Source organism: Nitratireductor sp. GCM10026969 (genome assembly GCF_042660605.1).
In the GTDB taxonomy this organism is placed as follows: domain Bacteria; phylum Pseudomonadota; class Alphaproteobacteria; order Rhizobiales; family Rhizobiaceae; genus Chelativorans.
The window spans coordinates 1-22,161 of sequence record NZ_JBHSUM010000065.1; the positions used below are offsets into that span (position 1 = coordinate 1).

Below are 22,161 nucleotides of genomic sequence, written 5' to 3' on the forward strand. Positions count from 1 at the left end.
CCCGCCGCGCTTTGCGGCATCGTCGGGTTGAAGACGACGATCGGCGCGGTGTCCACGGAAGGCGTCGCACCGCTCAGCCCGACGCTCGACACCGTCGGTCCCATGACCCGCTACGTGGACGATGCCCGCTTGATCTTCGGGGCGCTACGCTCGACCACCGAAGCATCGGGCCGCAACGGGCGGGAGGCTGTGCGCGCGCGGCGGGTCGGTCGCGACGCGCTGGAGCCGCTCGATGAGCAGGTGTGGAGCGCCTATGAAGATGCTCTGGAACGGATAGCCTGGCTCGGCCTGGAGGTGGCGCCGGTCACGCTGCCTCGATCCTTTGCCGACTATCAGCGCGACAGCGGTATGATCATGGCATACGAGGCCTATGCGGCGCTCCACCGCCTGGTCGACGATCCGGCAACGCCGCTCGACCCGTTCGTCCGTGCCCGCGTCATGCAGGGCGCGACCATATCCGACGAAGCTATGGCGGCGATCCGGCGCGAGCGCGATGCCGCCATCGAGGCATTCGGGACAGTCCTGCCGCGCGGCGAGATCCTGGTTTTGCCGACGACGCCCTATCCGGCTCGGCCGCTCGCCGAAGTGGACGAAAGCACCTTCCCCATGTCGCGCTTCACCCGCATCGCCAACCATCTCGATCTGTGCGGGCTCTCCATACCGTGCGGCCGGGCCGGTAACGGCATGCCCATCGGCCTCCAGCTCATTGCTGCAGGCGGTGCCGAGCACATGCTGCTGACGTTTGCTGAGCGCCTGGAGGAGTGTGCCGACGCGGCATGAGGTGAAGGGGCTCGGCCGGAACCGCGCCGGACCAGCCGATCGGCGCTGAAGGGCCGTTCAGGCGTCGCGCTCGTCGACCGTGCCCTCCGGATGGTACTGATAGAGCCAGGTCTCCGTCCGTGCCTGGCCTTCCTTGTCCCGCACATACATCCGCATGTCGATCGGCTCCGTTCCCTCGACGATCGTATCGAAGAAGGCACGGTAAAGGCCCGGCTGCCCGACGACCGGATGCGCGTCCGAGAGGCTGACCTCGCCGCGCGAGAGGTCGACCACGGGCTCCGCATCACCGCGCGCGAGGTCGCCGATCGCGCCGCCGCGAAAGTCGACGACGAAGCGCACGGCCTTCTCGGGCCGCGGTTGGCCCGGAATGCCGCCGATGCCCGTATAGGTCGCGACGACCCGCCCGAGTTCCGCCGGATAGGGCTCGTTGGCCGTCCAGTGAAGCCGATAGCTGAAGTCGAGCGGCCGTCCCGGTTCGACGGCGCCGTCGGGCACCCAGTAAAGGACGATGTTGTCGTGTATTTCATCGTCGGTCGGAATCTCGACGAGCTGCACCTGTCCCCTGCCCCATTCGTTCGTCGGCTCGATCCAGGCAGAGGGACGGCGGTCGTAGAAAACGCCGTCGTCCTGATAGTGCGTGAACTCCCGGTCCCGTTGCAGAAGGCCGAAGCCCTTCGGGTCTTCATCGAGAAAGGCGTTGGTCACCGTCGCCGGCGGGTTGTTGAGCGGCCGCCAGATCCGCTCCCCGTTGCCCATCCAGATGGCCAGCCCGTCCGAATCGTGGATTTCCGGCCGCCAGTCGACAGCCTGTCTTCGGTTGGTTTCCGAATACCAGTACATCGACGTGAGCGGCGCGACGCCGAGGCGCTCTATCGCCCTGCGCGGACAGAGCGAACATGCGATGTCCATCACGGGACCGGCGGATTTCACGCAGTCGAACCTGTAGGCGCCGGTGATGCTTGGACTGTCAAGCAGGGCGTAGACGAGCACCCGGCCCTCCTGCCCTTGCAGGCGTTCGAGCCATATCCGGCTGAAGCGCGGAAACTCCTCCGGCGTTTGCAGTGCCGTGTCGACGGCAAGGCCGCGTGCCGAAAGACCGTACTGATTGAGCTCACCCGCAGAGCGGAAATAGGAGGCACCCAGAAAGGCGAGCCAGTCGGACTTTTGAGAGGGCTCCTCCAGCCGGAAACCCGAAAAGCCGATATCGTCCGGCAGGCCTTGCGCCGGATGATCGGCGGGCATGTCGAAATAGCTGCGACGGTAGAGGATCTCGCGCGCGGTCCCGTTCTCGACCACGTGGATCTTGACGGGCTCCTGAAAGTAGCGGCCCAGGTGGAAGAACTGCACCGGCGCCCCGCCCTTCTCGTCGGCCCAAAGCGCATGGCTCTTTTTGAACCGGATCGCCTGGAAGGCGTCATAATCGATCTTCTGAAGAATGTCGCCGTGCGGCGATTTCTCCTCCTGCCAGGGGGCTTCCGCCATCTCCGCCGCGCGCTCCTTCAAGGTGTCGAAGCTGAAGGGCTCGGGGGGCCCGAACGTCAGGCCATAATCCTCGCCGCCCGCCGCGGCGCGCGCCGAAACCGGCAGAACGGCTGCCAAGGACGATGAAAGGACGAGCGATAGGATATCGCGTCGGTTGAACTCGGTCATGGATGTAACGTCCCCTTGCTCATTCATGAAGGAATTCGGCGCGCACGAACCATGTTCACCGGAAAATCCGGCAGGAAAGCGAAGCTCGCGCATCCTCGCAACTTCCATCCACAGTCTGCAACCGCCCCTAGCATGGGCATGGCTCCCGAGCGGCATCACGATCTGTTCGCCGCGTTTGCATCGCCGTTATGCGCCCGGCCGGATTCTCCACAGCCCGCAGACTGACCCTGGACAAGCCCCCTCCCCTATCCGCGCATATAGGCAGCCGGCTGTCCGCCGGTGCTGCTCGGCACCGCGCCGGCGCCGATACGCGCGCGTGCCGCTCGCCGGTTCGGGTCAGATAGCACCCCTGCCGCATAGTAGAGCAGGAAGGAACCGACGACATAAGGCGTGATCACGTCGACCTCCACCGCCGAGCGGACAAGCAGCATGACGCTGAGACCGAGCATGACCTGCGCGGTCGGGTCGTGGCGGCTGCCGAGAAGCACCAGCACCTGGCCGGCAACCACACCGATCATCAGGACGACGATCAGGACGGTGCCGACCACCCCCAGCTCCACGAACGTCTCGATATAGGTGTTGTGGAAGTGGAAGCCGGTCCTGGCGGTGATGTAGAACTCTTCCCAGAGCCGCTCGGCGTGGGCGAAGCCGTGCACCCAGAACGCCTGATAGCCTCTCCCGAAGATCGGGTTTTCCCGCGCGGCGGCCATGCCTTCCGACCAGAGATAAGTGCGGCCGGTAAGCGTCGCGTCCTTGCCGAACACCTCCAGAACCGCGTCGAAGGCGCCGAGCTGCAGGGCGGCAAACAGGCCGAGGAGCGCAAGCGCCGTACCGGCGGTGAAAAGCAGCTTGCGCGGCAGGGGCGCGAACAGCTGCAGCGAGCGCATGAAGATGCCGGCGGCGATCGCAATCGCCACGGTGATCACGGAGGTGGCCGATTGCGAGGCGAGCAGGCTGTAGCCCGACAAGGCGCCCACCGACAATGCCAAAGCCGCGGACAGGCCGCGCTGCTTGAGCACGACGAGGGACACGAAGGCCAGATAGATGCCGAGCGAAGCGAAAAAGCCGAGCTGGTTCTTGGACGAGAAAGCTCCGACGAAGCTGTAGGCACCGTCGATCGGGTCGTAGTGGTAGCCGCCGACGGCGAGCGAATATCCCAGCACCAGCGTGACGCCACCCAGGCCGCCGAAGATCAAGGTGCGCGTGCTCACTGTGCGCGCGGCGATCAGCGCGCAGGCGATGTGGGAGAGGTACTGCACGCTCGCGCGCGCAGTCGCCCCGGGTGCCGCAGACCAGAAGGTGGAAAGCAGCGCGAACACGCCGAACGCGACGATCCAGGGCAGATGTGCGTTGCCCCTGAGGTAGCGCGGCGGATCGAGCAGGGGCAGCGGCAGCCACAAGGCATAGTAGAGGAGGATCGGCGCCTGGCCGAAACGCGTCGAATAGGCGAAGACGAAGAGCGACAGGGCGACGGCAACGGCGCCGTAGCCGAAATTCCGTTCCGGACTGACGAACAGGGCAACGGGAATCTTCATCGCGACTTTTCGCGGGCGACCGCTGCGGACGCTACTGGACCGAAGGCGGGACGATATCCACCTTGACCACGTCGCCCGGTCGGACCGCCGTGCTCTCTTGAGCGGTGATTTCCTGTGTCTCCTCGCCGGTCGTGCGAACGATCACATAGCTGACTTGGACCGATTCGGCGTCGATGCTGAGGGCCACCTCCGGAGCGAGCGAAGCCGCTTCGGCCATCAGCCCGCGATGCATCGCGATCTTCAGATCCAGCGCCTCGATGGCCGCCTCGGTGTCCTGCAGCTCCCGGGCGATTTCCGTCTCGCGTTCGTCGCGCAGCGTGGCCGCATCGCGCTCGGCGCGGTTGATCTCCTGCCTTGCCCGCACCGCGGCGGTTTCCATGTCCAGGACCTTGCCCTGCAGATCGGCGATGGAGCGCTCGACCCCGAGCACGCGCTGGTTGACCACGAGCCCGCGCTCGGCAAGGCCGCCGATCCCCTCGAGCTCCTCGCGCAAGAGATCGATCTGGCGGTTCTGGGCCGCGATCTTCCGGTCCAGGGATTCGATCTCGCCGTTGAGCAGCGTCTTCAGATCGTCGATCCCGGAAAGCTCGCGTTCAAGGCTTTCCCTGCGCGCCTGCATGAGGGCCGTCTCCTTGGCGATCAGCCGCCTGCCCTCGGCGCTGCCGGCGAGTTCCTCGGGAGGCTCGATCGCCGTAGCGCCCTCCGTTTCGGCCGCCAGCCGGGCGCGGCGCGCAATCAGCCGCTTGCGCTCCGCTGTCAGCACCTCATAGTTTCCGTGCGCGTTGATATAGTCCCGCTCGAGCCGCAGGCCCTCGTTCGATGCGCGACGCAGGCCGCCGGCCAGGCTGACGGCCTTCAGGACTGTCAGACCGGGACCATAGGCATACTGGCCGGGGGTCTGGACATCGCCGGAGACGAAGACAGGCCGGAACTCGGCCACCTCGACCGAGGCGTCGGGGCGCGTCAGCAGGCCGAGCGTCTGCTGCAGTTCATCGCCGATCGTCTTGGCGACTTGGGCGGCCGTCCTGCCGGCCGCCGGCACCTCGCCGATGAAGGGCACCGACACCGCCCCCGAGGGGCCGACCGTATAGTCGCCGCTGATGGACGACCATTCGCGCACCGAAGCGTCCGCGCTCTGCCACTCCGCCACCCGGACATGCAGCTTATCCATGGGGCCAAGCAGATAGTCCTCGGCTCCCGCGCTCGCCGGGACCAGAAGCGCGACCAGGAGCGCGGCCGGCAGGAAACGCCAGCAAAGGAATGCGGCAAGGCCTTTCAACACCGGCGTAAATGGCATGCTTCAATAGCTCCCGCGTGATGAGATGACGGCGGGCAAGGTCTTGACGATGATCAGCAGGTCGAAGGCGAAGGACCAGTTCTCGACATAGTAACGGTCGAAGCCCACGCGCTTGGTATAGGAGACGTCGTTGCGCCCGCTGATCTGCCAGAGCCCCGTCAGTCCGGGACGCGCCTGCAGATAACAGTCCACCGCCGTTCCATACAGATCGAGCTCGTCCTGGACGACCGGGCGTGGTCCGACGAAGCTCATCTCACCGCGCAGAACATTAAAGATCTGCGGTAGTTCGTCCAGGCTCAGTTTGCGCAAGACCAGCCCCACCCGCGTGATACGCGGATCGTCCTGCAGCTTGCGCGTTGCATTCCATTCCTCGCGGGCAGCGGGATTCCGGCGCAGATGCTCGGCGAGCACCTCCGAGCCGTTCTCGACCATGGTGCGGAACTTCAGGCACCGGAACATGCTGCCGTTGCGGCCGATGCGCGGATGGGAGTAGAAGACCGACCCGCCGTCGGAGAGCTTGACCAGCAGGGCAAGCAGGATCAACAGCGGACTCAGGAAGAAGATAGCCGACAAAGCGGCGGCGATATCAAATCCACGCTTGAACGTACCCCCCACGGCGGGCTTTGCCGCGGCATGGTACCGAATTCCAGCGGGCAGTTCGGCTGACCTTGTCGCATGCTTCATGTGCGTCTCCCAGCCAATGACAATAAGATGTGAGGCAAATGCTGCGATGCAGCACGATAGCTGGGGATATATGTGATGCACACAACGAAAGTTTGGCGATATGGCAAAACAGAATCATATTATGTAACGAAATGATATATATGTTGCATAATGAGTATAAAAATATTTATATGGTGAATAAAGTAATCTTTTGGTGCATTAAATCGAAGAGTTCGGCATAAAGTTTTGTGTTCAGCTTGATGATTGAATGAACAATCATCCTCTTTTATCATTATTGTTCTTCTTAATCATTTGAAAAGATTCGTCTTCTTTGAATACGGAGTTACGTTTCGGATTCCATCCATCACCCGGCAAGGGTTTCCCCCGAAAAGGGACTGCGGAGTTGGGAAAAACCCGGCTTCGTATTGCTTCACGATCCTTGGCTCAATATATGTACGGGAAAGGGCAGTGGTGAGGCAATGGACGACCTCTATTTGGATCGCTTCGGCAGTCCGCGGTCAGCGGCGCAGGAAGACTTGTCCATTGCTGCGGGGAGGAAGACGCGATGATCCGCCGCAAGAGCAGCATACGAGCTTAGGCATGCATTTCCCGCTCTTCCTACGCGGCATGCTGATGGCCCTTACCGCGTTTGCCATCACGACATATATCGTGACGCAATCCGCATGGACGACGTTCGTCTCCACGCTGGTCTGTGCCGCCGTCATTCAGGTCGGCTACTTTGCAACCATCCTGATCATCGTCTGGGCGCCCTTCCAACGTCGGCGAAGCGGCGAAGAGACGGCGGAAAGCGAGCAAAAGAAGGCTTCCAGGAAAAATGGCGAGCCGGCCGGGGGCGCAAATCAGGTCTCGGGCGTGCGACGGTCCTCGCAACTATAAATCGTATTTCGTTCCTGCCTGAACAGTAACGACCAGATCAAATCTGGCGTTCCGACACGGCTATGTCATATTGCAATCCCCTTTTTGTGCGTACACCCTCCGGGTTCTTGCTGGGAGGAACCGATAAATCGCGGTCGCGCCGCCTCGGGTGCGGCCGGCTTCCGTCAACATTCGTGCATACGAGGTTGCAGTGGATTCATCGGCTCCAGACACGGTGTGCGTCATCATCGCGGCCAAAGACGCTTCCGACACGATTGCTCGGGCCACCGCCTCCGCGTTGCGTGAGAGGAAGGTGGGCGAAGTCGTTGTCGTCGACGACGGGTCCAGCGACGATACCGCAGGAGAGGCACACCGATCCGATGACGGCACCGGCCGCCTGCGGGTCTTGCGCCTTTCCCGCAATCGCGGTCCCGCATTCGCGCGCAATCACGCCATCGCCAATTCCACGGCCCCCCTGATCGCCGTGCTGGATGCGGACGATTTCTTCCTGCCCGGCCGCTTCGAGACGCTCCTTACCGGGGATAATTGGGATTTCGTGGCCGACAACGTCATGTTCGTCGGTGCCGATGTCGGCGAACCGAACATACCGCGCTTTGCCCCGGAGCCGTATTTTCTCGACCTCCACACCTTCATCGAGGGCAACATCGCCAGGCGCGGCCTGTCCCGCGGCGAGATCGGCTTTCTCAAGCCGGTGGTGCGCCGCGCGTTCCTCGATCGTCACGGCCTGCGCTACAATGAAGAACTGCGGCTGGGCGAGGACTACGATCTCTATGCGCGCGCGCTGGCGCAGGGTGCGCGCTACAAGGTCGTCCGCGCCTGCGGCTACGGCGCCGTGGTCCGCGCAGATTCGCTGAGCGGGCGGCATGCCACGCAGGATCTGAAGCGCCTGTGGGAGGCCGACGAGGCGATCATGCGCTCGCCCACCCTGCCGCGGGAGGCGAAAACGCACTTCAGGCGGCACGCGCAGCACATCCGCGCGCGCTATGAGTTGCGGCGGTTCCTCGACGTCAAGGCGGGATCGGGGCTGATGGCCGCGATACGGGATGCGTGCGCGCGCCCCATGTCGCTTCCGGGGATCGCCAGCGGAGTTCTGGCCGACAAGACCGAGTCCTTCATGCGACGGCGGGCGTGGTCGGCGTCTCCCCCGGGGCCGCGCTATCTGCTTGAGGGGCGTCTGGCGATGGATTGAGCGAGACCGGCACGAAACGGCGGTATTGGGGCGACATGGAACGAAGGACTTCACATGACGATTGAGCTACCGCAGAACATCTCCAGCGGTCGATCCCGCCGGCTCGCCGACTTCGTCCGGCTCACGAGCCAGCGGGCCCGCCTCGCCTTCGATCCCGGCCCTCCGCCCGATCCCATCTTCGTGCTCGGTACGGGACGTTCGGGCACCCATTGGGTCGCCTGGATCCTCGAGCCGCATACGGCGCTGCACACGCTCATCGAGAAGCCGCCCATCTTCAACTGGGTCACGGAGCTGGCCATCGACCCGAGCGCGGAAGCCAGGCTCCTGCCCGGGCTGCTGCGCCGTTACCAGCTCGAAGCGGCGAGTGCGCGGCCGAAGCGGTTGCTCGACAAGAGCCACCCCAACATCTGGCTGGCCGAGCAATTGGCCGAGGCCTTCCCGGCCGCCCGCTTCATCGGCGTCCTGCGCGACGTCTTCGGCACGGTGGCAAGCAGCCTGCGGCATGAGGGCGTGCGCTACTGGGCGGAGAACTGGGACGCCTATCCGGTGCCGAACCGCTTCCTGGGCGTCAGCGAGGACAATCGCGAGGCCTATGCGCGCATGTCGCTTGCCGGCCGCTGCGCCGTCAGATGGCATGCGCATCTGCGCCGCCTCGACGAACTGGAAACGGTGCTCGGCGAGCGGATGATCCGCATGCGCTACCACAAGCTCCAGACCGACACGACGCGGGAGCTTGAGCGGCTGCAGGAATTCCTCGACCTGGACGACCCGATCGCCCGACCGGAGATCAAGTCCAAGTCGCTCGACCGCTGGAAGGAGGATCTTTCCGAGCAGCAGGTCGCGGAAATCCGCGCAATCGTCGGGGAGGACGCCGAAAGAAGCTGACGGATGGCGGCCGTCCCGCCCTGACCTTGAAAGGAACCTCATGGCACTGCTCAGCTTTCGAACCCGCAATCCGCAACGCGACCGCGCCACCGATCTCGGCCGTCGCGACAGGCTGCTTCAACTGCTCCACCAACTGCATGCCGAAATCGAGGCCGAACGCAGCGGGCTCCAGGCGCGCTACGAGACCGCGCAAACCTCCGCGGCATTCGCGCTCGAGGCTTTCGAGAACGGAGAGGGAGAGGCGCTGTCTGCAAAGGCCGACGACCTGTCGACGCAGATGCAGCGTTACCAGGCGCGCATTGCCGCCCTCGAGGGACAGGCCGCGTTCATGCGGCACGCCGAGATGGACGCGAAGGCGTTCTTCGACGCGGCCGAGAATCTCGATCCGATGGAAAGCGACCAGAACAAGAATTTCGGCTCAAATAATGTTGCTTCCACTGCGGATGATTGATCGTCAGCGACCACGCAAAGGAATTCGCGCCTCATTGTCATCGAAATACGCATCACTCTGCAGCCGCACGAAGGACCGCCGCAAAACGGGAGCATGAAGGACATTGCGCAATCTTCTTAGCCGACAAAGATACCTGCCGCTTGCACTGCTCTTTATTGCCGGGGCCGCTTGGCCGGCAATCGCCCAGGAGGGCGACGCCTCGTTCGTGGAGGAGTTCGATCGCCTCGACGGAGCCCGCTGGTATGTTTCCGACGGATGGGCCAACGGCGCGCACCAGAACTGCACCTGGTCGAAGGACCAGGTGGCGGTTTCCGACGGCGTCCTGTCACTCGGCTTTACCGAGCGCGAGACCGGTGACCGCGCCTATGCCTGCGGCGAAATCCAGACCAACAAGCGCCTCGGATACGGCACCTATGAGGCCCGCATCCGGGCGGTCGCCGGCTCGGGCATGAACACCGGCTTCTTCACCTATATCGGACCGGCGCACGGGCAGCCATGGGACGAGATCGACTTCGAGTTCCTGGGCAAGGATCCCTCGCAGGTGCAGCTCAACCAGTACGTCTCGGGCAAGGGCGGCAACGAGAAGCTGGTGCCGGTCCCCGGCGGTGCCGACCAGGCCTTCAACGACCACGCCTTCGTCTGGGAGGAGGGCCGCATCCGCTGGTTCGTCAACGGCGAGCTGGTTCACGAGGTGAACGACCCGGCCCTCGTCCCCACCCATGCCTCCAAGATCTATCTGAGCCTCTGGGCGAGCGACAACATGGAATCGTGGCTGGGGACGTTCGCCCCGCCGGAGGGCACGCTCTCGGCCGAAGTGGACCGGGTTGCCTTCACGGCGCTGGGCGACGACTGCCAGTTTCCGGAGTCGATCGTATGCACGCTCGAGTGATCCCCTGGACAGGCGTGGCGTATGCCTTCGCTGCGGTGCAATATAATATGTTGCGCCGCGATATCATGTTCGATAACGTTTCCCGTGGGGGCGGATCGCGGTGAGTTTTCCTATGCTGCACGTCCTGTATCTCGTGCATGACTTGTCCGACCCCGCGACCAGCCGGCGCGTCGTCATGCTGAAGGCCGGGGGTGCGGCGGTTTCCCTTGCCGGCTTTCACCGCGACCGGGAGCCGGCGCGCGAGGTCGCAGGCGAGAGGCCGATTGGCCTCGGCAGGACGCACGACGGCAGGTTCGCCCAGCGCCTTGCGGCGATCGCCGGCGCAAACCTGGCGCTCGGCCCCAAGTTCAGGCACGTCTCGAAGCCCGACGTGATCATCGCCCGCAATCTCGAGATGCTGGTGTTCGCCCGGCGCCTGCGCGCGCAGTTCGGCGGCGATGTTCCGATCGTCTATGAATGCCTGGACGTTCACCGGCTGCTGCTCAGGCGCGACGGCATCGGTCTTGCCATGCGCGCGGCCGAGCGTGCTCTCGGCGGCAACGCCGCCCTCCTGATCACGAGTTCGCCGGCCTTTCTGCGCGAATATTTCGCGCCGCGCGGGCAGATCGGCGCGCCCGTGCTTCTCCTCGAGAACAAGGTTCTGGAACTCGGCCCTGTCACAAACACGGCGGCGCAAAACGCGCCGGTGCCCGGCGCGCCGTGGCGGATCGGCTGGTTCGGCGCGCTGCGCTGCCGCCGCTCGCTGGCGCTCCTGTCCGCCTTCACGCGGCGCATGCAGGGAAAGTTCGAAGTCGTGCTGCGCGGCCGCCCCGCCTATTCGGAGTTCGACGATTTCGATGCCACGGTCGCCGCCGAACCGCACATGCGCTTTGAAGGCGCCTATCGCAATCCGGACGACCTCGCAGCGATCTACGGCGCCGTGCACTTCGCCTGGGCCATCGACTTCTTCGAGGAAGGCCTGAACTCGAAATGGCTGTTGCCAAACCGGCTCTACGAGGGATGTCGCCACGGCGCCGTACCGATCGGCATGGACGGCACGGAGACGGGACGGTTCCTGGAGAGCCACGGGATCGGCGCCCTTCTTGCCGAGCCTTCCGCCGACGCGCTCACCGCCCTGCTCGGCTCCATCGATGCGACCTCCTACACGGACCACCGCGCGCGTGTCACGGCGAAGCCCGATAATACCTGGATCTGCGGTCCTGCGGATTGCCGCGCGCTGGTGGGGCGTCTCGAGGGGCTTACACGGGCGCGGACCAAGGACAAGGTGCTGGAGGCTGCCGCATGAATTGTGAAGCACCCGCAACAATGCGCAAGGATGCTCCCCACACGCGGTTGAGCGCCATGGTGGTGATCCCCTGCCTCAATGAAGCGGCGCATATCGAGCGCCTGCTTCAGGACCTCGACGGCGCGGCGGACCGGCTGGACATGCGAATCGTGGTCGCCGACGGCGGCAGCACCGACGGCACGCGCGAAATCCTCGGCCGCATCGCCGCGGCCAATCCGCGCGTCGTGGTGCTCGACAATCCGCGAAAGCTCCAGGGCGCGGCCGTCAATCTCGCCGTTCGGGAATTCGGCGACACGGTCGATTGCCTGATCCGCATCGACGCCCATGCAGACTATCCCGACGATTTCTGCGACCGCCTGATCGAGGAGGCGCAATCGACGGGGGCGGATTCGGTCGTCGTCGTCATGACCACGAAGGGCCGCAGCCTTTTCCAGCAGGCCGCGGCAATGGCGCAGAACTCGAAGCTCGGCAATGGCGGATCGAAACACCGCGCGGGCGCCAAGGGGCATTGGACCGACCACGGCCATCACGCGCTCATGCGGATCGCGCCGTTCCGCACCGTCGGCGGCTATGACGAGAGCTTCGGCCACAACGAGGACGCCGAGCTGGACCACCGCCTGGGCGCGGCCGGCTACCGTATCTGGCTGACCGACAGGACCGGCATGACCTATTACCCGCGCGATACGGTGTACGGCCTCTTCCGGCAATACGTGAATTACGGGAAGGGACGCGCGAGCAACTTTCTCAAGCACCGCACGCTGCCGAAGCTGCGGCAGATGCTGCCGGCGATGGTCCTGCCGTGCGCGGCCGGCGCATTGCTCGCCCTGTTTCACTGGTGGACGGCCGTGCCGTTTTTCCTGTGGGTCCTGATCTGTCTCGGCTACGGCGTCGTGCTGGGCGTCGGACAGCGCGACCCGCGCGCGGTGCTCGCCAGCGTCGCGGCGATGGTCATGCATTTCGGATGGTCCGCCGGCTTCTGGCTGCAGATGCTCAGATCCCGCAGGCGCGGAAAGGGCACGTCATGAGCACCGCGCTCCTCACGCCCCCGTCGCATTCGGTCGATATCTGCATCTGCACCTTCCGGCGCGATGCGCTGCTCGACACGCTGCGGTCCGTGGCTGATCTCGATGTGCCCGATGGCGTGCGGCTACGGGTGATCGTGGCTGACAACGACGTCACGCCGAGCGCGCGCGCCCGCGTCGAGCAGGTGGCGGACGGTTTTCCCTACGAGCTGGTTCACGTGCATGCCCCGGCGCGCAACATCTCGATCGCCCGCAACGCCTGTCTGGATGCCGCGAGCGGGAACTTCCTGGCCTTTGTCGACGACGACGAAACCGTCACGCGCCCATGGCTCGGCGCGCTCCTGGCGACGGCGCTGGACACCGGCGCCGATGCGGTGCTCGGCCCCGTCCGGGCGATCTACCAACCGGGCGCGCCGGGCTGGATGCAGCGCGCCGACAGCCATTCGACATATCCCGTCCGGGTCAGGGGCGAGATCCGCACGGGCTACACGTGCAATGTCCTTTTGAAGAGCACCTCGCCCTTCGTGAGGGGCCGGCGTTTCGACCTGTCGCTCGGGCGCTCCGGCGGCGAGGACACCGATTTCTTCACACGGCTCTATCAGGCCGGCGGCACGATCGCCTATGAGCCCGAGGCCTGGGTGGAGGAGATCGTGCCGGACGGTCGCGCCCGCTTTTCCTGGCTCGCCAGGCGCCGCTTCCGCATGGGGCAGACGCACGGGCGGCTTTTGGCGAATGGCTCGGCGCCGCCGCGGCGGCTCGTGCATCTGGGGCTGGCGGGTCTGAAGGCGGGATACTGCTTTGCCGCCGCCGCCCTCCTTTGTCCCTTTGCGGCCAGGCGCAATCCCTCGATCCTGCGCGGCATCATGCATGTCGGCGTGACCGCCGGTCTCCTCGGCTTGCGTGAAATCCGCCAGTACGGAAGCCCTTCCCCGGCAGCGGAGCACGGCAATGCAGCCTGACGTCAGCGTCGTCATCGCCGCGTACAATGCCGAGGACACGCTGCCCGATGCGATCCGCAGCGCGCTCAACCAGCGTGACATCACGGTCGAGGTCGTCGTCGTCAACGATGCGTCCGACGACCGGACAGCGGAGATCGCCCGCGGCTTCCCCGAAACGGCGGTCAGGTTCGTCGATCTTGCCGAAAACCGCGGCCCCGGCGGTGCGCGCAATGCCGGTCTCGCTGAGGCGCGGGGGCATTGGATCGCCGTACTCGACGCCGACGACGCGATGCAGCCCGACCGGCTCACCCGCATGATCGCACGGGCGAGGCGGGAAGGCGCCCAGGTCGTCGTCGACAACCTTTTCATCGCCCAAAGCAGCGCGGAAACCCGCCACCGGATGATGTTCGTGCCGCGGGAACTCGAAAAGCTCGAGCGCCTGACGCTCGCCTCCTTCATCCATTCCAACCGCATTTTCGAGGCGACGTACAATTTCGGCTACATGAAGCCAATCTTCGAGCGCGCATTCGTTGAGGCGCATGGCCTGCGTTACGACGAAGAGCTGCGTATCGGCGAGGATTACCTCTTCCTGGCCGCGGCCCTGGCGAAGGGCGCGCACTGCGTGATCGAACCGCAGCCGGGCTACATTTATGCATTGCGCAGCGGGTCGATCTCCCGCGTTCTCGAAAAACGGCATGTCGAGGCGATGCTCGCCGCCGATGCCGGCTTCGAGCGGGCGCACGAGCTGGATGCGGCATCACGACGGGCGTTGCAGGAGCGCCGCCGAAGCCTTCGCCAGGCCGTGTCCTTCCTGTCCGTCGTTCAACACCTGAAAGAACGGGCGCTTTTCAAGGCCGCCCGGTGCGCCGTGCGCGATCCGGCGGCGCTGCGCCATATGCGCATGCCCATCGGCGCGCGGCTCAGGCGCATGGCGGCACGATTCAACCGGGGGACGATACAGGGGCACGGGGAATTCCAATCCTAGCGGAGAGAGAGGACGCAATGCGGAAAGTCAGAAAAGCGGTGATCCCCGTGGCGGGAATGGGCACGCGGTTCCTGCCGGCCACCAAATCGATGCCGAAGGAAATGCTCACGATCGTCGATCGCCCGGTCATCCAGTACGCCGTCGACGAGGCGCTTGAGGCGGGCATCGAGCACATCGTCTTCGTGACCGGGCGCAACAAGACCCCGATCGAGGACTATTTCGATGTCCAGCCCGAGCTCAACGACACGCTGAAGCGGGCCGGCAAGTCGAAACAGCTTACCGAGCTTGATGCGCTGCAGCTCCCCGCCGGCGCGGTGAGCGTCACGCGCCAGCAGTCGCCGGACGGTCTGGGCCATGCTGTCTGGTGCGCGCGCGACCTGGTCGGCGACGAGCCTTTCGCCGTTCTCCTGCCCGACATGGTTTCCTACGGCGAGCGCGGATGCCTTTCCGGGGCCATGGAGCTCTACGCCGAGACTGGCGGCAATGTGATCATGGTCGAGGAATGCGACCCGAAACTGACCCACAAATACGGTATCGTCGGCAAGGGAACGCAGATCGGGACCGGATTTGAAGTCACCGAGATGGTGGAGAAGCCCGATCCCTCGGTCGCGCCTTCCAACAGCTACATCAACGGCCGCTACATCCTTCAACCGGAAATCTTCGCTCTGCTTGGCAACCAGCAGCGCGGCGCGGGTGGCGAGATCCAGCTGACGGATGCGATGCACCGCCTGATGGAGGTGCAGAAATTCTACGCCGCCCCGTTCACCGGCCGCATGTTCGATTGCGGCTCGAAGGAAGGCTTCATCCAGGCGAACGTGGCTTTCGCATTCGCCCGCTCCGACATTCGCGATCTCGTGCTCGAACCCATCACGGCGATGGTGGCGGCGCAGGAGATCCGCAGCAACGCGGCATGAGCATGGCTCCTTCGCGGCACACGCGAAACAGCGCCATGCGGGTGGCTTGATGCATCAGAGAAGCCAGCAACTGGACAGCCATCTTTTCCGGGATGATGAGCCGAGGGAGGAGCGGTTCATCGACCTGGAGGTCCTCGCGGCCGCCATATGGCGGCGCGCGTGGCTGATCGCGCTGTTCGCGGCCCTGGGCGTGGCGCTCGGGGTCGCATATCTGCTGGTCACGCCGCCCGTCTATACGGCCGCGACCCGCATCCTCATCGACGAAAATCTGGCGAAGTTCACGCAGGAGGAGCCGCCCGTATCGAGCAATATGCGGATCGATTCCATGATGTCGAGCGAGGTGGAAATCCTCAAATCCGCACAGCTCGCCCGCACGGTCGTGCTTGCCGAGGACCTGCACAACAACGAGGTTTTCCTCAACCCGCCCAAGGCGCCGGTGGCCTGGCTCAAGTCGCAAGCCAGGGCGATGCTGAGCCTGTTCGGACCATCGAAGTCCGACCGGCAGACGGAGGAAGCGGATATCGGCAAGGCGACCGCCCTGCTCCAGCAGGGCGTGTCGGCCGAGCGGGTCGGGCGCAGCCTCGTCATCCAGGTGTCGTTCCGCGCGAGCGACCCGGCACTCGCCGGGGCGATCACGCGCGCCTACGCCGATGCCTATCTCGCAGACCAGCTCGAAGCGAATTTCGACGCTACCCAGCGCGCCATGACGTGGCTGCAGGGCAGGCTCGACGAATTGCGGCAGAGCTCGCAAACGGCCGCCCTCGAGGTCGAGCAGTACCGGGCCGAACATGGGCTGACCGCTTCCAGCGGGGAGCTGATTTCCGAGCAGCAACTGTCCGACCTGAACAGCCAGCTCATCCTGGCGCGGGCCGAGACCGCGAATGCCCGCGCGCGCTACGAGCAGTTCAAGTCCATCATCGACAGCGGCGCCGAAAATGCGGTGCGCAGCGCCACCATTCCGCCGGACCAGCCGAACAGCACCCTGATCAACGAGATGAAATCGCGTTATCTCACGATCAGCAACCGGCTCCAGGACGTCGAGGCGCAATTCGGCGAAGACCATCCGCAAGCCGTCAATCTGCGCCGCGAGCAGGGCGAGCTCGAGCAACAGCTCTTCCGCGAGCTCGAACAGCTCACCGAAACCTACCGCAACGAGTACAGCGTGGCGCTGGCCCGCGAGGAATCGCTGAGCGGCAATGTCGGGACCATGTCCGACGAAAGCTCGGAAACAGGCAAGGCGCTGGTCAAGTTGCGCGAGCTGGAGCAGAGGGCGACGACGCTCGCCAACCTCTATCAGACCTACCTGGCGCGCTACGAGGAAGCTTCGCAGCAACGCTCGCTGCCGATCGCCAAGGCGCGTGTGATCTCGCAGGCCGAGGATCCCGTCGGCCCCTCCAGCCCGAGCAGGACGGTCGTACTCGCTCTGTCTCTCGTGCTGGGATTGTTCGCCGGCGGCGGCACGGCCGCGTTCCAGGAGTTCCGGGAGCGCTTCTTCCGCACGGGCGAAGACGTCAGGGACGCCCTCGGCCTCAAGTTCCTCGGCTATCTGCCGCTTCTCGGGAAGACCGGACGGGCAGGTGCGAAAGGCGGCCGGAACGACAAGCCTCAGAATGAGAAAACGGTCACCGTGTCGCCGAACATCCTGCGCGTCACCAAGGATGCGCCCGGCTCGTCCTTCGCCGAAACCATGCGCAACACGCGGCATTCGGCCGATCTCCTCCTGCACGGCAACAGCAGCAAGGTGATCGGCTTCGTTTCGGTTCTCCCCGACGAGGGCAAGACGACGGTGGCGACAAACTTCGCCTGCCTGACGGCGGCAAGCGGAGCCAAGACGCTGCTGATCGACGGCGACCTGCGTGGCCGCGGGCTGAGCCGCAGCCTTTCGGGGACCTCAGGCGGCGGGCTGGTCGAGGCGATCGCGGGCGACAAGCACTGGCCGAACTACGTGCGCATCGACCGCGCAACGCAGATGGCCATTCTGCCGGCCAGCGGCCGTCACTTCGCGCATACGAGCGAACTGCTCTCCGGCCCCGGCATGCAAAAGCTCATAGACGAGGCGCGCCGGATGTTCTCCTATATCGTGATCGACCTGCCTCCACTGGGACCGGTGATCGACGCCAAGGCATTCGAGCCCATGGCCGACGGCTTCGTCATCGTGACCGAATGGGGCGCCACGCCGCGGGCGCTCTTGCGCTCCACGCTTCAATCGGAGCGCCGGATCGCCGCAAAGGCGATCGGCGTCATCCTCAACAAGGCCGACATGAAGAAGCTCGCCCGCTACGCAACGCCGGGCGGGGCGGAAAGCTATGTGGGCCGGTACGGGGCCTATTACGGGGACCGGGTCGAATGAGAAGACACGCCGGGAGCGCTCGCATGGCTTTGCAGAAAGAGGCCCTCGCCGCGCCAGATGCGCACGGCGGTCAGCGGTCCCCCAAGATAGGCGCCGCTGTCGATATTGAGCCGCCTGCCCTCGAGCCGGGGTCGGGAGATGGGCGTATGGCCGTGCACGACCGTCGGTTCAAGCAGATGCGCACGCGTGTAGAAGGCCTCGCGGATCGAAACCAGCTGGCTGTCCGACTGACGCTCAAGCGGCAGGTCCGGGCGGAAGCCCGCATGCACGAAGGCAAGCCCGGGTGCCTCGACCAGCACCGGCAGCCTGCGCAAGAAGGCAGCATGGGCGTCCGGAATCGACCGGCGGATGAGCGCGTCCACCTGCCTTGGCTGCGTGTAGACCCGCGAAAGGCGATCGCGATCGATGCCGTAGGAGGAGAGCGTGGCCTCGGCACCCAGCGCCAGCCATTGCGAAAGCGCAGCACGCTCTTCCAGATAGGCCAGCATGAGCGCCTCGTGATTGCCCGCAAGACAGATGCGTTCGAAACCTGCGGGCGGCGGCGCGTTGAGATGGTCGATCACCTGCGCCGAGGCCGGGCCCCGGTCGATATAGTCGCCCAGCATGACGATCAGCTTGGCACCGGGCAGTGCCCGCGCGTCCGCGACGATCTTTTCTTCCAGCGCCAGGAGCTGTTCCAGGCAGCCGTGCACATCGCCGATGGCGTAGATCGGCATGTCGGCTGCGCTGAGGCGCAGCCTCGGACGCCGTTGCGGCACCCTTCGGCTCCACAGGTTCAAAAGACCGGCCAGTCCCTTCATCGGTATTCTTTTCGCATCGGGCCTGCTGGATACCACGGAGAAAGCCATTTAACTGGCAAATATTGTCGCCTCCGTGTCCCGGCAACGGAGATCCACGGGCGCAACCGCCGGAAAGGCGTTTCCGCGGAGGGCCCATGCCCCCGCACCTGACCGACGCCGCGCCGACCGGAAACGGCGAGATCCCGCGCCATCAGCACAAGATGGGACGCCCCGCGATCGCCTTCCGCGGCGTCTTCTGGTACGCCATCAGCATCTCCGTTCCCGCGGCCGTCAATTTCCTCGTCTTCCTCATCACCTCGCGGGTGCTCTCACGGTTTCCGTGCTGGCGAGACCGGTAACTTCTCTGGGGTCAGGCGTCACGCAGAAGAGCGGTTTCGGCTTGAATATTGGTGGCACGCTAGGTTCAGGCTGCCTGAACGGCGCGCGCAGCTGTTCGCGAAGTTCGCCGGGCACGTCTGAAGCCAGTGCATGTAGTTCTCGAACGTCTGCTGACGGCTCGCCACGAAGTGCTGCGTTGGAACATTGGAGAGCATCCCCTCGAGGAAGTACGATGGGGCCAGCCCGTCATTGATGTAGCCCTGTTCGATCATGGCGTTTCGCATGTTCTTCAAAAGGCGAATGCTCGGCTTGAATCGGCTCGCGGTTCCCCGTTCTTGGCTGTGCAGTTGTCGAGGTGCTGACGCGGATAGTTGACGATCTTCTCTCCGTCCGATGTCCAGAAGCATACGCCCTCGACGAAGGCGGGTTCACCCGTAGCAGGGTATGGATCCGGAGCGCACACCGCCGATAGCGCCGCTGCTCCTGGAGCCTGTGCGGCCGCGGCAGTGAAAGCGCCTTTGTGCCCCGAGTTCCGACCGTCGCGGGCACTCCCGGCCTGATCGGCCTCGTTCTCGATCCGGTCGAGACTGCCGACGAACGTCTGCTCGGCGTTCTTGATGTTGCGCAGAAATGTGTCCGTCTTGGCCTGCAAGACGACTGTCACTTGAGAGGATCTGTCGCCTAAATCGGGGAACATTCAGACCGTGGGCATGTTGATTCCGCAGACGATGGAGAGTCCCATGAGCAAAGACATGAAGAACCAACCGCACACCGATCAAGAAAAAGAGAAAACCCGCAAGGCCGGCGGCGATAAGCCGATGAAAGAAGGGGGTACTGCTGGTGGGCTCGACGAGCGCACGAAGCATGGCCTTGGCGAGACCGAAGACAAGATCCGGAATCGCTTGAAAGACAAAGAGTAACAGTGTGGGCCGCGACCACCGCGGCCCATCCGCCTAAACCCGCACGCTCGGGTCATTCATCGTTACGGTCCCCCGGCTGAAGCTTCCCCCGGTTCGATATCCTCCATGCCGTGCATGACAGCGCGCAGGATGGCACTGGCGACCGTCTCGGGGCTGTTGGGGCCGGCGACAAGGGGCATGGTCGTTCCCGTCCAATGTACAATCGGTCACCCTTTGCCGATATGGCGCTCGCCTTCCGCTGCCGCAGCGATGATCAGCTCGGCCATCGCCGTGAGAGCAGCCGTGCGCCTCTTCGATCGTGCTTGACATGTAAAACGATCGTTTTACATGTGTGCCATGACCGACCAAACTGCCATCATCGCATCCGCCGAGGCCTTGCTCGACAAGGAGGGCTTCTCCGCCACCGGCATGGACCGGCTCACCAGGGCCGCCGGCGTCTCCAGCCGCACGCTCTACAAACATGTCGGCGGCCGTGCCGCGCTGATCGCCGGTACACTCGACGCTCGGAGCGAGCGCTTCCTTGCCGCCATGCCGCGCGATGGGGTGGACGGCCTGTTCCGCGCCCTCGGCGAATGGGTCGAGGCCCAGGGCGCCCATGGATGCTTCTTCCTCCGGGCGCTGGGCGAGGCCGGCGCGGGCGAACCGGCGATCGGCGATCGGGTTGCCACCCACAAGGAGGCCATGGCGGCTCTGATCGCCAACTGCGTCGCCGCCGATCTCGGTGAAGCAGATATAGTGCTCGCCGACCAGATCCTCGTGCTTTTCGAGGGCGCGACCCACGCCGCCGTCTATCGCGGAACGAACGTCGTGGAGGCTGCCCGCCAAGCGGCCACAACCCTCGTAGAAGCGGCACGACATTCGGCGGAACGGACCAATGGATAGGCGCGCTTTTGGGCTGACAGCGAGCGGCTTCGGCCTGATTGCCGTGTGCTACGGTCTCGCGCGTTTCGCCTTCGGCCTGTTTCTGCCGGCAATCGCGGTCGATCTCTCCCTGTCTGCCTCCTTCAGCGGCCTGATTTCCGGTGGCTCCTTTTTCGGCTATTGCCTGGCCATTGTTGTCTCGGCGGCACTGACCGAACGCTTCGGCCCGCGCTTCGTCGTCGGGCTCGCCGGTTGTGTGGCGACCATCGGCATTCTCGGCATCGCCTCGGCGCCGGGTGGCGTAACGCTTGCGGCGGCTGTCCTCTTCGCGGGCATGAGCACCGGGCTGGCCTCGCCGCCGCTGGCTGCGGCGGTTTCTCAGCGCGTCGTCACCAATCTTCAGGACCGGGCGAACACACTGATCAATGCCGGGGCAAGCGGCGGCGTCGCCCTCTCTGCCCCGGCCGCGCTCATCCTCGGTAGCGACTGGCGGCTCGCTTTCGCGATTTTCGTCGGCGTTGCTCTTATCGAAACCGTGATCATCATCCTGATAGCACCACGGGCCGCAACAAGCTCGGGTGACCATCCTCGCGGATTGCCGGCCCTAAACGACGACATAAAGCGTCTCTTCGCGGCAGCCTTTCTCATGGGCGCGGCGAGTACGGCGGTCTGGTCCTTTGGCGGGGAGCTGACACGCCGGTCGCTCGGCTGGTCGAGCGCCGAGATTGGCACGCTCTGGCTCGCGATCGGTCTTGTCGGCCTGACGGGTGGCGCCTGCGGGCACTTCATCCAGCGTTTTGGCCTCAACCGGGTCCAGGGCTCGTTCCTGCTTGTTCTGGCGGCCGCCACCATACTCGTCGCGATGGCGCAGAACACGGTGATGGCGCTCGTAGGCGGTGGTCTCTTCGGTGTGGCTTATATGGCGTTGACCGGCGTCTACCTCGTCTGGGGCATTCGTGCGATGCAGGAGCGTCCCGCAACCGGGATCACCATCGGCTTTCTGGCCATCGCAGCTGGCCAAGTCGCTGGTGCGCCAATCTTCGGTCTTCTTCTCGATACGGCAAGCGCACCGATCGCTGGCATCGCTTTCGCGCTAGTTGCGCTTTCAGCCTGTGCTCTTCCACGTCACCTCGGGACCGCACGGCCAGCCAGCTGATATCAAGACCCATCGAACGAGAGCGAGACCGAGCGCATGTGCAAAGCGGCCTCAATGCATAAGCGTCTAGCCGGCAAATCGAAACTTGTCCTGCTGGCGACGCTAAGCCTCTCGGACTTTCCTGCCCGATACCGGCTTCAAGTGCGGCAGCTATGAAGACTTTCTGCCCGAAACCTCTCCGACCACCTCCCACCCTTTGCAGACCACTGACCTCTCAAAATCTGGACCCACGCCGAATTCCGATGCGTCATCGTCGCTTTGACCTCCCTCAGTGCCTTAACTAAACTTTCACCGCAAAGTTGGGAGGAGAATATGCCCCGGACCTTTCAAGGCGGCTGTTCCTGCGGAGCGGTGCGCTACCGGCTGAATTCCGAAC

General features: G+C 64.6%; 23 protein-coding genes. 16 read left to right on the forward strand and 7 right to left on the reverse strand.

Going from position 1 to position 22,161, the window contains the following annotated elements:
• A partial coding sequence (locus ACFP9U_RS14205) for an amidase (RefSeq protein ID WP_378622365.1) occupies window positions 1-780 on the forward strand: 780 nt, incomplete at its 5' end.
• 57 nt (window positions 781-837) lie between these two features.
• On the opposite strand, the gene ACFP9U_RS14210 is transcribed toward ACFP9U_RS14205, so the two are convergent.
• The 4 genes from ACFP9U_RS14210 to ACFP9U_RS14225 all read right to left on the reverse strand — a co-directional run bounded on the left by ACFP9U_RS14210 (window position 838) and on the right by ACFP9U_RS14225 (window position 5,946).
• Complete coding sequence (locus ACFP9U_RS14210) at window positions 838-2,430, reverse strand: glucan biosynthesis protein (protein ID WP_378622366.1); 1,593 nt, start codon at window positions 2,428-2,430, stop codon at window positions 838-840.
• Window positions 2,431-2,675: 245 nt separating this feature from the next.
• Complete coding sequence (locus ACFP9U_RS14215) at window positions 2,676-3,965, reverse strand: O-antigen ligase family protein (RefSeq protein WP_378622368.1); 1,290 nt, start codon at window positions 3,963-3,965, stop codon at window positions 2,676-2,678.
• Between the two features lie 31 nt (window positions 3,966-3,996).
• On the reverse strand, window positions 3,997-5,262 hold the full coding sequence (locus ACFP9U_RS14220) for a polysaccharide biosynthesis/export family protein (RefSeq protein ID WP_378622369.1): 1,266 nt from the start codon (window positions 5,260-5,262) through the stop codon (window positions 3,997-3,999).
• Between the two features lie 3 nt (window positions 5,263-5,265).
• Window positions 5,266-5,946, reverse strand: coding sequence for a sugar transferase (locus tag ACFP9U_RS14225; RefSeq protein WP_378622372.1), 681 nt, complete (start codon window positions 5,944-5,946; stop codon window positions 5,266-5,268).
• Between the two features lie 579 nt (window positions 5,947-6,525).
• On the opposite strand from ACFP9U_RS14225, the gene ACFP9U_RS14230 reads away from it, so the two are divergent.
• From ACFP9U_RS14230 to ACFP9U_RS14280, 11 genes are all read left to right on the forward strand, one after another.
• On the forward strand, window positions 6,526-6,822 hold the full coding sequence (locus tag ACFP9U_RS14230) for an exopolysaccharide production repressor protein (protein WP_378622373.1): 297 nt from the start codon (window positions 6,526-6,528) through the stop codon (window positions 6,820-6,822).
• Window positions 6,823-7,012: 190 nt separating this feature from the next.
• Window positions 7,013-8,011, forward strand: a complete 999-nt coding sequence (locus ACFP9U_RS14235; RefSeq protein ID WP_378622375.1) for a glycosyltransferase family 2 protein — start codon at window positions 7,013-7,015, stop codon at window positions 8,009-8,011.
• Window positions 8,012-8,065: 54 nt separating this feature from the next.
• A complete protein-coding gene (locus ACFP9U_RS14240) occupies window positions 8,066-8,896 on the forward strand; it encodes a sulfotransferase family protein (RefSeq protein ID WP_378622377.1) in 831 nt (276 codons plus the stop codon).
• A 40-nt stretch (window positions 8,897-8,936) separates the two neighbouring features.
• Window positions 8,937-9,347, forward strand: a complete 411-nt coding sequence (locus ACFP9U_RS14245; protein WP_378622379.1) for a hypothetical protein — start codon at window positions 8,937-8,939, stop codon at window positions 9,345-9,347.
• A gap of 103 nt (window positions 9,348-9,450) precedes the next feature.
• On the forward strand, window positions 9,451-10,236 hold the full coding sequence (locus ACFP9U_RS14250) for a glycoside hydrolase family 16 protein (RefSeq protein WP_378622381.1): 786 nt from the start codon (window positions 9,451-9,453) through the stop codon (window positions 10,234-10,236).
• A gap of 112 nt (window positions 10,237-10,348) precedes the next feature.
• Window positions 10,349-11,521 carry a glycosyl transferase family 1 gene (locus tag ACFP9U_RS14255; protein WP_378622383.1) on the forward strand — a complete coding sequence of 391 codons (1,173 nt, stop codon included), beginning with the start codon at window positions 10,349-10,351 and terminating at the stop codon, window positions 11,519-11,521.
• Window positions 11,518-12,546, forward strand: a complete 1,029-nt coding sequence (locus tag ACFP9U_RS14260) for a glycosyltransferase family 2 protein (RefSeq protein ID WP_378622384.1) — start codon at window positions 11,518-11,520, stop codon at window positions 12,544-12,546. The genes ACFP9U_RS14255 and ACFP9U_RS14260 overlap by 4 nt, the downstream gene beginning before the upstream one ends.
• Complete coding sequence (locus ACFP9U_RS14265) at window positions 12,543-13,502, forward strand: glycosyltransferase (RefSeq protein WP_378622386.1); 960 nt, start codon at window positions 12,543-12,545, stop codon at window positions 13,500-13,502. The genes ACFP9U_RS14260 and ACFP9U_RS14265 overlap by 4 nt, the downstream gene beginning before the upstream one ends.
• A complete protein-coding gene (locus tag ACFP9U_RS14270; protein WP_378622387.1) occupies window positions 13,492-14,466 on the forward strand; it encodes a glycosyltransferase family 2 protein in 975 nt (324 codons plus the stop codon). The genes ACFP9U_RS14265 and ACFP9U_RS14270 overlap by 11 nt, the downstream gene beginning before the upstream one ends.
• Window positions 14,467-14,483: 17 nt before the next feature.
• Entirely contained in the window at window positions 14,484-15,380 is an 897-nt protein-coding gene (locus ACFP9U_RS14275; RefSeq protein ID WP_378622390.1) for a UTP--glucose-1-phosphate uridylyltransferase, read from the forward strand.
• A gap of 49 nt (window positions 15,381-15,429) precedes the next feature.
• Window positions 15,430-17,730: a Wzz/FepE/Etk N-terminal domain-containing protein gene (locus tag ACFP9U_RS14280; protein WP_378622391.1), complete on the forward strand. Its 2,301-nt coding sequence runs from the start codon at window positions 15,430-15,432 to the stop codon at window positions 17,728-17,730.
• On the opposite strand, the gene ACFP9U_RS14285 is transcribed toward ACFP9U_RS14280, so the two are convergent.
• Window positions 17,709-18,530 carry a metallophosphoesterase gene (locus ACFP9U_RS14285; protein WP_378622393.1) on the reverse strand — a complete coding sequence of 274 codons (822 nt, stop codon included), beginning with the start codon at window positions 18,528-18,530 and terminating at the stop codon, window positions 17,709-17,711. The two genes, ACFP9U_RS14280 and ACFP9U_RS14285, sit on opposite strands and share 22 nt — an antisense overlap.
• Window positions 18,531-18,664: 134 nt before the next feature.
• On the opposite strand from ACFP9U_RS14285, the gene ACFP9U_RS14290 reads away from it, so the two are divergent.
• Window positions 18,665-18,868, forward strand: a complete 204-nt coding sequence (locus tag ACFP9U_RS14290) for a hypothetical protein (RefSeq protein ID WP_378622395.1) — start codon at window positions 18,665-18,667, stop codon at window positions 18,866-18,868.
• 18 nt (window positions 18,869-18,886) lie between these two features.
• Here ACFP9U_RS14290 and ACFP9U_RS14295 read toward each other — a convergent pair whose 3' ends face one another.
• Complete coding sequence (locus ACFP9U_RS14295) at window positions 18,887-19,120, reverse strand: hypothetical protein (protein ID WP_378622396.1); 234 nt, start codon at window positions 19,118-19,120, stop codon at window positions 18,887-18,889.
• Window positions 19,121-19,137: 17 nt separating this feature from the next.
• Complete coding sequence (locus ACFP9U_RS14300; RefSeq protein WP_378622398.1) at window positions 19,138-19,512, reverse strand: hypothetical protein; 375 nt, start codon at window positions 19,510-19,512, stop codon at window positions 19,138-19,140.
• 76 nt (window positions 19,513-19,588) lie between these two features.
• On the opposite strand from ACFP9U_RS14300, the gene ACFP9U_RS14305 reads away from it, so the two are divergent.
• The 3 genes from ACFP9U_RS14305 to ACFP9U_RS14315 all read left to right on the forward strand — a co-directional run bounded on the left by ACFP9U_RS14305 (window position 19,589) and on the right by ACFP9U_RS14315 (window position 21,785).
• Window positions 19,589-19,768: a hypothetical protein gene (locus tag ACFP9U_RS14305; RefSeq protein WP_378622399.1), complete on the forward strand. Its 180-nt coding sequence runs from the start codon at window positions 19,589-19,591 to the stop codon at window positions 19,766-19,768.
• A gap of 336 nt (window positions 19,769-20,104) precedes the next feature.
• Window positions 20,105-20,650 carry a TetR/AcrR family transcriptional regulator gene (locus ACFP9U_RS14310; RefSeq protein ID WP_378622401.1) on the forward strand — a complete coding sequence of 182 codons (546 nt, stop codon included), beginning with the start codon at window positions 20,105-20,107 and terminating at the stop codon, window positions 20,648-20,650.
• Window positions 20,643-21,785 carry an MFS transporter gene (locus ACFP9U_RS14315; RefSeq protein WP_378622402.1) on the forward strand — a complete coding sequence of 381 codons (1,143 nt, stop codon included), beginning with the start codon at window positions 20,643-20,645 and terminating at the stop codon, window positions 21,783-21,785. The genes ACFP9U_RS14310 and ACFP9U_RS14315 overlap by 8 nt, the downstream gene beginning before the upstream one ends.
• The last annotated feature ends 376 nt before the right edge of the window (window positions 21,786-22,161 follow it).